The sequence below is a fragment of the Microcystis sp. M53602_WE12 genome, from assembly GCF_030065455.1.
GTDB classification, from domain to species: Bacteria; Cyanobacteriota; Cyanobacteriia; order Cyanobacteriales; family Microcystaceae; genus Microcystis; species Microcystis aeruginosa.
The window spans coordinates 1-10,254 of the sequence record NZ_JASJFB010000070.1 but is presented as its reverse complement, the minus strand read 5'-3'; the positions used below and the strand labels follow the sequence as shown (position 1 = coordinate 10,254).

Here is a 10,254-nt window from a genome sequence, read left to right as displayed (position 1 = left end):
TGCGTAAAATGTTTGTCTTAGAGTTTAAAGTTAAAGCTAAAACTCAACAGTATCAAGCCATAGACGATGCTATTCGTACTGCTCAATTCATCCGTAACAAATGTGTAAGGTTATGGATGGATACAAAAGGTACGGGTAAGAACGATTTATACCGATATTCTAAAGAATTAGCTCAGGACTTTAAATTTGCCGATGAACTTAATTCAACTGCTAGACAGGCAAGTGCTGAACGTGCTTGGAGTTCAATTAGTCGTTTTTACGACAACTGTAAACGTAAAGTATCAGGCAAAAAGGGGTATCCTCAATTTAAAAAATCTCGCTCTGTTGAATACAAACAATCAGGATGGAAGCTTCTTAGCCCTAAAACTGTTAAGTTCACTGACAAGAAAAACATTGGTGTTCTTAAGTTGGTAGGAACTTGGGATTTAGGGTACTTTCAAGAATCCGATATTAAACGGGTTAGGTTGATTCGGAGAGCGGACGGTTATTATTGTCAATTTGTCCTTTCTTGTGACGTTAAAGAAGATGTTAAACCATCAGGTAAGTGTATTGGTTTAGATGTAGGTTTGGCTTCTTTCTATACAGATCACAATGGCAACAAGGTTGATAATCCTCAATTCTTGAGAAAGTCTGAGAAACGATTAAAACGACTTCAAAGGCGATTATCTAAAAAGAAAAAGGGAAGTAAAAATCGTCAAAAAGCTAGACAAAGATTAGCTAAAGCTCACCTTAAAGTAAATAGGCAACGTCAAGACTTTGCTGTGAAATTAGCAAGGTGCGTAGTTCACTCTAGCGATGTGATAGCCTACGAGGATTTAAGAGTTAAGAACTTAGTCAAGAATCATTGTCTAGCTAAATCGATAAATGATGCGGCCTGGTATCAGTTTCGGGAATGGATAGAGTATTTTGGGGTTAAATTCGGCAAGATAACGATTGCTGTCTCACCGAATTATACAAGCCAAAACTGTTCAAACTGTGGTGAAACTGTCAAAAAATCTTTATCGACTAGAACCCATCAGTGCAAATGTGGATGTGTTTTGGATAGGGATGAAAACGCCGCAATCAACATCCTTAAAAGGGGACTAAGTACGGTAGGGCATACCGGAACCTTTGGGCTCGATCCAATAAACGCTTGGGGAGAGAATACCTCTACTTTTTCAGAAGCAATTCTGTCTAAGCAAGTAATCTCTGTGAACCAAGAATCCCCGTCTCTTTAGAGCGGGGAGTGTCAAGTCAATGATTCGCGTTATCCTAGTAAGCAGGCAATCGCAGCTTCTCTAGTAGCTAATCTGACAGAGGGAGTTTTAATTTGGCAGGTTGCCTGCGAATATTTAGCGGCAAGCCGCAAACTTGAGCCATTTGGGTATGACAGAGCGCAAGCCTATCAGTACATTCGAGATTTGCAACAGGTTTGGTACACAGCTTTGCCAACTTGGGCTGTGATTAATCGTGCTGAGGACTTGATGATCCGTTTTAGTTTGTCTCATTGGGATTCGATGGTGGTTGCTGCTTGTTTGGAAGCAAACGTCGAAACTCTCTATACAGAAGACTTTGGGTATTCAGACATTGATGGGCTGAAAATTGTCAATCCTTTCAAGAGTCCCTAAACCTGCCGCATCATAAGTCGTTTCCCATACCCCACTTCCCACGAAAAACTTTTTCTCTATGTGGAGAAAGATTCGCCAATAGACTGAACAAGAACCTCTAGATGGGCGAGGCTATGGGTGGCCATGGCAGTAAATCGCAGACGACTGGTGGGAACGGTAGGAGGACGAATTGCGGGGGCAAAAATCCCTTTTTCTAGCAGTTTTTGCGATAATTCTAGGGCTTGACCCGGATTGGCCACCGGTAAACATAAAATCGCCGCTTCCGAAGGCAATATATTAAGATTATTTAATTTACTCTTGACAAAATTAATATTTTGGTGTAGGCGTTGGCGACGTTCCGGCTCCAGACGAATAATCTCTAAAGCCATTCTAGCGGCGGCGGTGTCGGCGGGGGATAAACCGGTAGTATAGATCCAGGTGGCGGCGCGATTGCGGATAAAATCGATAATTTTGGCGTTTCCGGTCACATACCCCCCTAAACTGCCCAAAGCTTTACTCAGGGTTCCCATCTGAATTAATTCCCGTCCCTGACAACCACAATATTCCACGCAACCTGTGCCATTTTCCCCCATAACCCCGGTAGCGTGGGCCTCATCCACCAAAACCATGCAATTATAAATCTCGGCTAGAGCGAGAATTCCCGCTAGGGGACAGATATCCCCATCCATACTAAACACTGTATCAGTGAGCAGTAAACAATGACGATAGTGATGACGGTGGGCTAATAGCTGATTTTCTAAGTCTTCGAGACTATTGTGCCGGTATTCTTTCACCGTGGCACCGCTTAACTTGGCTCCATTTTTGAGGCTAGAGTGATTGTATTGATCGCCTAAAATCAGGTCTTTCTGCCCCACTAAACAGGTAATTGTCCCCAAATTGGCTAAATATCCCGAACTAAAAACGATCGCGTCTTCGCTATTTTTAAAAGATGCGATCGCTAATTCTAAGTCTCGATGAAGATCTCGGTGTCCACTTAATAGACGCGAGCCGGTGCTTCCAGTTCCATAGCGTTGTGTCGCTGCTATGGCTGCCGCAATCATTCTTTCATCGGCTGCTAATCCCAGATAATCATTACTGGCAAAATTAATCAGCGATCGACCCTCTAATTCTATAACGGCTCCGCCCCGGCCTTGAATGGTTTTAACCCTTCGATACCAATCGGCCCGATGGAGGGTTTTTAAGCTATCCTCAATCCAAGAGTAAGGATGATTCATAGGCGATTGATCAATATAGCGGTTAGCTAGGGGAAAATAGCCAGATTGTTGCCGAAAAAAGGCTCTTTTAAGGGTTAATAGTTTCGTAAAAACGACAATCTTGACAGGGACCTGGGGGGTTAATCGCACAGCGCAACAGTTCGGATCTGGCGTTAAAACGACAACTAGCATCCCCCATCACCCAACGTCCTTCAATCAAACTTTTTTCGTTAGGGGTGGGAGCAGTTTGTACATAAAGGGATATTTTGCGTAAACAATAGCCACCAATCTTGTATTGATACTGGTGGTGACGTTCCAAAACCGCATAGGTTTGTCCTTTTAAGGCCAAATAATTACCCGGTTGTGGCATCCAATCCAACTGTATCTCTCCCAAACTTTGCCGCGGATGGGTCAGAATAACCTCCGTTGTTAATGAATCTTGCTCCATGATTATCCCTGTATTCTGGGCTACCTTTGCTCAATGGTAGCTTAGATCTCCGAGTCGATTAATAATTATATCTCCTGCAAAAATCAAAAATCTGACCTTAGGTGAGGAGACCCCCAGACAGAAGACTCCGAGACGGGGGGAGAAAAAAGACAAGAGACAAATATCCTAGAATTGCCAATTTCCCGATTAAAGTGGAAGATAAACCGCAGGATTTTTCCGAGAATTTACTTTAAATCTCTTGCATAATTAATTTTTCAGGGTTCAAAAACTGCAAAAATAAGGACTAAATGGCATAAAGTCTGTAAATAGACTATTTAACTAATTATTATTCATTCTTAATTCTCCTGACTACTGACTACTGGCTACTGACTCCTAACCCTCACAACAATTTTTGATTTTTACAAGAGGTCTTTTATGGTTTACCCCATCCCGCCTGAAGATAATCTACCGCAAAAATTTCCGAAAATTCCCTTAGATCGTCGCGCCTATGCTTTCCTGATCGACTTTGCCTCGATCTGGTTTTTAAGCTCCTTTGCGAACGGTACACCTGTACTGCAATTCTTCCTTTTTCTCCTGATCTGGTGGTGTTTGCGGGTGTTATTGGTAGCGCAGAATCAGGGTCAGAGTTTAGGCCGTTGGGCCTTGGATATGAAGATCATCGATCTACGACTTCAGCGTTTACCCGGAATTTTGGAGTTAAGCAAAAGAGAGGCGATCGCTGGTGGGGGGGCAGCTTTAATGATGCTAGGGTTAAATACTTTTTTTGGCAATCCTTTAAGTTTGATTTTACTATCTTCGCCCCTTTTCGCCGATTGTGGTATGGCGATCGGCGATGAACAATTGAACCGAGCTTTCCACGATCGCATCGGTGGCACGATTGTTATTCCCACCCGTCGGGGTTTTTCTCTCGATCTACGTTTAAGAAGGCTTTGGTATCAAATTAAGGGCAGAATGAGAAGATAAATATCAGTGATCAGTTATCAGTTATCAGTTATCAGTTATCAGTGATCAGTTTTAAGTTTTGAGTTTTAAGTGAGCAGTATTATAGCAGTTTTCATCAGAATGAGGTATGGGCAAGGGGCTTAAGCCCTTTGTTGGCAAAACTTGTCGATACCTCAGTAACGTGAAAAGTGCTATATGTGGGTTTTCCTGTAACGGGAAAACCCTTGATTTTGTCTCCCTGACTTGGTAATAGTCAGGAAAGATTAAGACTCCTGATGAGATCGCATTACAGTGGGAATTTAGGAAATCGGATCAGCGTTGGCATCGAAAAGCCCATAATTAAAGTTATTCCCCCATCCGACGGGCATCGGTGGGGGACAAGAATTAGTCTATTAGGAGTTTACCAAAATGTCAGAAGACAGATTAGAGCGGATCGAGAGAATAGTGGAATCGAACGCTCGCGCTATTCAAGCCCTAGCTGATGCCGTCGCTAGTGACCGCGAGGAACGGAAACAGGAGAAAAAAGGGCTTTACGATTACCTAGCTCGAATAGCAAGCGCACAATCAGATTTTTATGAGACTCAAGCCGATTTTTACCGGCATCTAGAGAGAATGGATGATCGACACGCTCAAATGATTGAAATCATCCGACAGATTAACAAGAACAGAAGCGATCAAGCCTAACCTCTAGAAGTTGCCCGTAGCCGTGCCTACGGGCTTAATTAAGCCCGTAAATATTTCGATAATGGGGTTGATGCTATAGCAGTTTTTATCAGAATGAGGCATGGGCAAGGGGCTTAAGCCCTTTGTTGGCAAAACTTGTCGATACCTCAGTAACGTGAAAAGCGCTATAAATAGCAGTTTCCCAGCATCTTTTCACTGTTTACTGTTTACCGATCACTGAAAAAGGCGGGATCGGCCGGGATCGAACCGGCGGCCTAGTGCTTAGGAGGCACTCGCTCTATCCAACTGAGCTACGACCCCAATTTTTTCCCTAACCATGATAAGACATCCACGGCTAAACTGTTGATTGCCGTGGATTATTTAGGGTTTGCTGAATAAATCTAACAACCTTGTTGGATAAGGTTTTTAGACTTTTTTCCCTCAAAAAGTGCCGACCATTGGAGTGATTGGGGGGAAAATTCCGGGACTTTTTCCCTGAAAATTAGGTAATTGACCACCTGAAAATGGGTAAAACCCCACACCCTACCCCCACGAAAAACTTTTTGCCGCAAACCCTATTTAGGGTTTTTTTTGGGGGGGTAATCTCGACTAATCGGCTAAAAAACGCCTCGATACCCACCCACTTTCTGTTTTATGGCCGTGACATTGGCAGTATGTTAATTTTATTTGCCCTTGAGGGCTTTTTGAAAATTCTTGCGGTAGGCGGGATTAACAGCCAAAAGAAGCGGCCAGAACAGCGTTAGAGCTAAACGATTGGGTAAACTGGGACTAAAATTAGTGCTTCTGTACCCATTCCAGAATTTCCAACCACCGGCACCATAAACAATTATTAAGATAAAAATAACCAGTCTCATGCCATCTCATCCTTGAATTTAGAGAATTCACATCTCCTATTTTAAGCTTGGGTTTTGCCGACTTGGGAAAAGAAAATATTGTTCTGAATCGGGGGGACGGTGTTAGAATGCCGGTTAGGAACTGGCTCGATCGAGGTCGGGAAACTAAAGCCATAATTTGGAAAAACTATTTAAAAACGGCGAAAAGATAGCCTTGGGAGGAAATTATGCGAGCGGTATTAATGGCAGGTGGTTCAGGGACAAGATTACGTCCGCTTACTTGTGATCTTCCCAAACCGATGGTCCCGATTCTCAACCGTCCCATCGCCGAACATATTATTAATTTACTACGAAAGCATGACATTACCGAAATTATCACCACCCTGCACTATCTCCCCGATGTCATGCGCGACTACTTTCAAGACGGCAGCGACTTTGGGGTAAAAATCACCTACGCTGTGGAGGAGGATCAACCCCTAGGCACCGCAGGATGTGTGAAAAATATTGCCGAATGGTTAGATGATACCTTTCTGGTGATTAGTGGCGATAGTATCACCGATTTTGACCTGCAAAAAGCGATCGCATTCCATAAAGGTAAAAACTCGAAAGCAACCCTCGTCCTGACGCGGGTTGCCAATCCGATCGAATTTGGGGTAGTGATTACCGACAAAGAAGGCAGAATTCGCCGTTTTATCGAAAAACCATCCACCAGCGAGATTTTTTCCGATACTGTCAACACCGGAACCTATATTCTCGAACCAGAAGTCCTCGATTATCTCCCCTACAAAGAAGAAGCCGACTTTTCTAAAGATTTGTTTCCGCTGCTGCTGCAAAGGGGCGAACCTATGTATGGTTATGTGGCCGATGGTTATTGGTGCGATGTCGGTCATCTGGAGGCCTACCGAGAAGCGCAATACGACGCTTTATCCGGCAAAGTTAACCTAGAATTTCCCTATCGAGAAAAATCCCCCGGGGTGTGGGTCGGTACTAATACCTATATCGATCCTAGCGCCCACATTGAGGCCCCGGCCATGATCGGCAATCATTGCCGCGTTGGTGCAAATGTTCTGATCGAGAGGGGTTCGGTTATCGGCGATAATGTCACCATCGGTGCTGGTTCCGATCTGAAACGTCCCATCCTCTGGAATGGTGTGGTGATCGGGGATGAGGTCAATTTAGCCGCTTGTACGATCGCTAGGGGAACCAGAATCGATCGACGGGCCCAGGTACACGAAGGTGCGGTGATCGGACAATTATCGATCGTCGGGGAAGAAGCGCAGATCAATTCCGGGGTCAGAGTCTGGCCGAGTAAACAGATCGAATCGGGAGCCATCCTCAATATTAACCTGATTTGGGGAAATACTGCCCATAAAAACCTCTTTGGTCAACGAGGAGTATCGGGACTCGCTAACATCGATATCACGCCCGAATTCGCCGTTAAACTGGGGGCAGCCTACGGTTCCATCCTGAAACCGGGGTCAACGGTAATCGTCTCCCGGGATCAACGCAGTGTCTCGCGCATGGTCAGTCGATCGCTGATTGCCGGTTTAATGTCCGTGGGGGTGAATATCCAAAACCTACAAGCGAATGCTTTACCGATTTCGCGGACTTTAGTGGCTAAATTAAACGTAGTCGGTGGCATTCACGTTCGCATTCATCCCGATCGCCCAGATTTTCTCTTAATCGAGTTTTTAGACGAAAAAGGGATTAATGTTTCCAAAGCGAGGGAAAAGAAAATCGAAGGGGCCTATTTCAAAGAAGATCTGCGACGGGTGGGAATGCAGGAAATCGGCAGTATGTCCTATCCGGCTGATATTCTCGATAATTACCGCAAAACCTTTGAAACTCAGCTAAATGTAGAGGCTATTCGCAATAGTAGCTCCAAAATCGTCATTGATTACGCCTACGGAGTCTCAGGGGCAATTTTACCAGAATTACTGGCCAAATTTGGCTGTGATGCCGTGGTTCTCAATGCCAGTTTACGTCAGAATGCCCTTTCCATGCAGGAAAGAGAGTTACTAATCCATCAATTGGGCCATGTGGTGGAGGCCCTGAAAGCGAACTTAGGGGTACAGGTTTCGGCCAACGGGGAACAATTAGTCCTCGTCGATGAGAGTGGTTTATCGATTCGCGGGGAACAATTAACTGCTCTAATGGTGAATACAATTCTGACCGCCCATCCTCGCGGTACAGTGGTAGTGCCGGTTCATGCTTCTAGTGCCGTGGAACAGATCGCGCGTCGTCACGATGGCCGGGTGGTGCGGACAAAAGCCAGTCCTAGCGCTTTAATGGAAGGATGTCAAACCAATCCTAATGTGGTTTTAGGAGGATGTGGGCAAACTGGCTTTATTTTTCCGCAATTACATCCCGGTTTCGATGCCATGTTCAGCGTGGCGAAACTTTTGGAGATGTTAACCATTCAGGAACGTTCTCTAGCTCAGGTGCGGGCCGAGTTACCGCGCATTTATAATAAGAATACGGCGGTGCGCTGTCCTTGGAAAGTCAAGGGATCTCTGATGCGCTATCTGGTGGAGACTCACGCGGATCTTAATCTAGAGTTGGTCGATGGAGTCAAGGTGATTAATCCCCTTAATGATGACTGGGTATTGATTTTACCCGATGCTGGAGAACCTTTAGTGCATATCTATGCTAACAGTGAGCAGCGGGAATGGGTCGATCGGACAATTAAAGAATATCGTCATCGTGTCCAGTATTTCGTCGAACATTACCAGGGCGAAATAGTGATGATTTAAGAGTTTTCTGCCCTATTAGCCCCGAAACTTGACTATGATGACTTTTTTGACCTAAAAAGTGTCCTAGCCCTGTAGATGCTCATTTTTCCCGCAAAAGCAAGGCGATTCGATCAGCCGCTGCCTCACCAGTGCGGATCGCTCCCTCGAAAAATCCCGGCCAGCGATCGGCCATTTCTGTGCCGGCCCAGTGAATCGGTCCGACGGGAGTAAAAAGAGCCTCGCCGAAACTTGTCCAGACTCCGGGGGGCATAAAAGCGGAATATGCGCCACCAGTCCAGGGATCCCCAGGCCAATCCACCTCATCGTAACTGATCGGGAAAAGGGCCTCTTGACCGAAATAAATAGCTAAATCCGAGAGGACGGCGGCACGGCGCGCCGGACTACTCATGGAGCGCCAACGACTATAGCGATCGCCAACCACAAAGGTGGCGATTACCCCGACGCCGGTTTCGGGATCGGAACTATCGGCACAGAGTTCCAACCATTGACAATTCCCTTGAGCAAGTCCCGCTAGTCCCTGTTTTCGCCAGAAAGGTCGCTCATAGGAAATCAGGACTTTAGCGCAGCATCCCATCGGTACTCGTTGGGTTAGTTGTTCTCGCTGGGGTGGCAGCGGGGGATGATAAATAATGCGGCCGGCAAGATGGGGCGGCATGGCAATGATGGCAAATTTGGCGGTAAAAGTATTCTGGCTGGTTTCTACGGTCACGCCGGCCGAGTCATAATTAAGGCGAAAAACCGGTTCCCCCAGTCGAATTCGCTCTCCTAACTCCGCCGCGATCTTGTCGGGAATTTGTCCCGCTCCGCCATGGATCAGTTCGGCTTCTGGATGTTCGGCCTGAGGGGCGCAATTTTGTCCCCAAAGAACGTGCAGTAGTGAGACTTGGTTGGGTTCGGCCGGCCCGAGAAAACCCACTGCACGCGCCATATAAGCAAAATACCATTGACCAAAATCTGTGCTGGTGTTTTCTTCAATCCACTGAGCAAAAGTTTTACTGTCTAGTTTTTTGGTGTGATCGTTGCTTTGGGGATAACCTGAAGGTAGGGTTTTGGTTAGTTCTTGAAAACGCGCCCATGCTGACATCGCATCTTGCCATTCTGCTGCGCCGATATCGGGTACTTCTCCCTCGTGGAAACCTTGAAAAAAACCATTGAATTCATAGCGTTTGTTGTTAAAGACTAGGACGGTTTTTCCCTGATTGGGAGAGGGAAAACGACGTATTTTATACTCGTCGAGGAGGGCTAAAAAACGCTCTTGGGTTGGGCCCACCCACTGACCACCTCGATCGATCCACTGTCCAGAGGGGAGATATTGACCAGACATTCTGCCACCGTAACGATTTCGCGCTTCGATTACCAGAACTTGATGACCTTGCCTCTGGAGATTCCGCGCGGCGATTAATCCCGCTAATCCCGCCCCGATCACGATACACTCATAGCTAGTCCACTGGAGATTTGTCATGATTTTAGCCCCACAGAATATTTTATAATTAGGGTTTGCTGAATAAATCTAAAAACCTTGTTGGATAAGGCTTTTAGACTTTTTTGACCTCAAAAAGTCCCGACCCTTGCAGTGATTGAGGGGAAAATTCAGGTACTTTTTCCCTGAAAATTAGGTAATTGACCAGGTGAAAATGGGTAAAACCCCACACCCCACACCCCACACCCCACACCCTGCCACCAGGAAAAACTTTTTCAGCAGACCCTAGATAGATGGTTTCCTAGCTCTAAAAGGTGTAGTAATTGCGGGTATATTGCCCTTGAAAATGCCGTTAAATGTTCGAGAATGGGACT

10 protein-coding genes and 1 tRNA gene are annotated in these 10,254 nt (G+C 45.7%); 5 read left to right on the top strand and 6 right to left on the bottom strand.

All coding sequences use genetic code 11. The annotated features are described in order from the left end of the window. Window positions 1-8: 8 nt before the first annotated feature. Together PX482_RS03120 and PX482_RS03115 are read left to right on the top strand one after the other, a co-directional pair. Window positions 9-1,217: an RNA-guided endonuclease InsQ/TnpB family protein gene (locus tag PX482_RS03120; RefSeq protein ID WP_288122055.1), complete on the top strand. Its 1,209-nt coding sequence runs from the start codon at window positions 9-11 to the stop codon at window positions 1,215-1,217. Window positions 1,218-1,400: 183 nt separating this feature from the next. Beyond that, entirely contained in the window at window positions 1,401-1,607 is a 207-nt protein-coding gene (locus PX482_RS03115) for a PIN domain-containing protein (protein ID WP_002763429.1), read from the top strand. A gap of 56 nt (window positions 1,608-1,663) precedes the next feature. On the opposite strand, the gene bioF is transcribed toward PX482_RS03115, so the two are convergent. Next, a complete protein-coding gene (gene bioF / locus PX482_RS03110; RefSeq protein WP_288096860.1) occupies window positions 1,664-2,821 on the bottom strand; it encodes an 8-amino-7-oxononanoate synthase in 1,158 nt (385 codons plus the stop codon). Between the two features lie 67 nt (window positions 2,822-2,888). Continuing rightward, on the bottom strand, window positions 2,889-3,248 hold the full coding sequence (locus PX482_RS03105) for a DUF6464 family protein (RefSeq protein ID WP_002763426.1): 360 nt from the start codon (window positions 3,246-3,248) through the stop codon (window positions 2,889-2,891). 414 nt (window positions 3,249-3,662) lie between these two features. On the opposite strand from PX482_RS03105, the gene PX482_RS03100 reads away from it, so the two are divergent. Continuing rightward, window positions 3,663-4,211, top strand: coding sequence for an RDD family protein (locus PX482_RS03100; RefSeq protein WP_002763424.1), 549 nt, complete (start codon window positions 3,663-3,665; stop codon window positions 4,209-4,211). 387 nt (window positions 4,212-4,598) lie between these two features. Continuing rightward, entirely contained in the window at window positions 4,599-4,874 is a 276-nt protein-coding gene (locus PX482_RS03095) for a hypothetical protein (RefSeq protein ID WP_002763421.1), read from the top strand. A gap of 226 nt (window positions 4,875-5,100) precedes the next feature. On the opposite strand, the gene PX482_RS03090 is transcribed toward PX482_RS03095, so the two are convergent. Together PX482_RS03090 and PX482_RS03085 are read right to left on the bottom strand one after the other, a co-directional pair. Further along, window positions 5,101-5,174: transfer RNA gene (locus tag PX482_RS03090), tRNA-Arg, on the bottom strand. A 362-nt stretch (window positions 5,175-5,536) separates the two neighbouring features. Next, complete coding sequence (locus tag PX482_RS03085; protein ID WP_043999505.1) at window positions 5,537-5,728, bottom strand: hypothetical protein; 192 nt, start codon at window positions 5,726-5,728, stop codon at window positions 5,537-5,539. Between the two features lie 206 nt (window positions 5,729-5,934). Between PX482_RS03085 and PX482_RS03080 the strand changes: the two genes are divergently transcribed. Next, complete coding sequence (locus PX482_RS03080) at window positions 5,935-8,460, top strand: mannose-1-phosphate guanyltransferase (RefSeq protein WP_002763419.1); 2,526 nt, start codon at window positions 5,935-5,937, stop codon at window positions 8,458-8,460. Between the two features lie 79 nt (window positions 8,461-8,539). Here the strand turns inward: PX482_RS03080 and PX482_RS03075 are convergent, their stop codons facing one another. Next, entirely contained in the window at window positions 8,540-9,922 is a 1,383-nt protein-coding gene (locus PX482_RS03075; protein WP_002763418.1) for a flavin monoamine oxidase family protein, read from the bottom strand. Between the two features lie 73 nt (window positions 9,923-9,995). Next, a complete protein-coding gene (locus PX482_RS03070) occupies window positions 9,996-10,175 on the bottom strand; it encodes a hypothetical protein (RefSeq protein WP_288122053.1) in 180 nt (59 codons plus the stop codon). Window positions 10,176-10,254 lie beyond the last annotated feature (79 nt).

Excerpts from the sequence above, each read along its gene's own strand:
- PX482_RS03120 (WP_288122055.1), top strand. The coding sequence starts at position 9 with ATGTTTGTCTTAGAGTTTAAAGTTAAAGCTAAAACTCAACAGTATCAA.
- bioF (WP_288096860.1), bottom strand. The coding sequence starts at position 2,821 with ATGAATCATCCTTACTCTTGGATTGAGGATAGCTTAAAAACCCTCCAT.
- PX482_RS03105 (WP_002763426.1), bottom strand. The coding sequence starts at position 3,248 with ATGGAGCAAGATTCATTAACAACGGAGGTTATTCTGACCCATCCGCGG.
- PX482_RS03100 (WP_002763424.1), top strand. The coding sequence starts at position 3,663 with ATGGTTTACCCCATCCCGCCTGAAGATAATCTACCGCAAAAATTTCCG.
- PX482_RS03095 (WP_002763421.1), top strand. The coding sequence starts at position 4,599 with ATGTCAGAAGACAGATTAGAGCGGATCGAGAGAATAGTGGAATCGAAC.
- PX482_RS03085 (WP_043999505.1), bottom strand. The coding sequence starts at position 5,728 with ATGAGACTGGTTATTTTTATCTTAATAATTGTTTATGGTGCCGGTGGT.
- PX482_RS03080 (WP_002763419.1), top strand. The coding sequence starts at position 5,935 with ATGCGAGCGGTATTAATGGCAGGTGGTTCAGGGACAAGATTACGTCCG.
- PX482_RS03075 (WP_002763418.1), bottom strand. The coding sequence starts at position 9,922 with ATGACAAATCTCCAGTGGACTAGCTATGAGTGTATCGTGATCGGGGCG.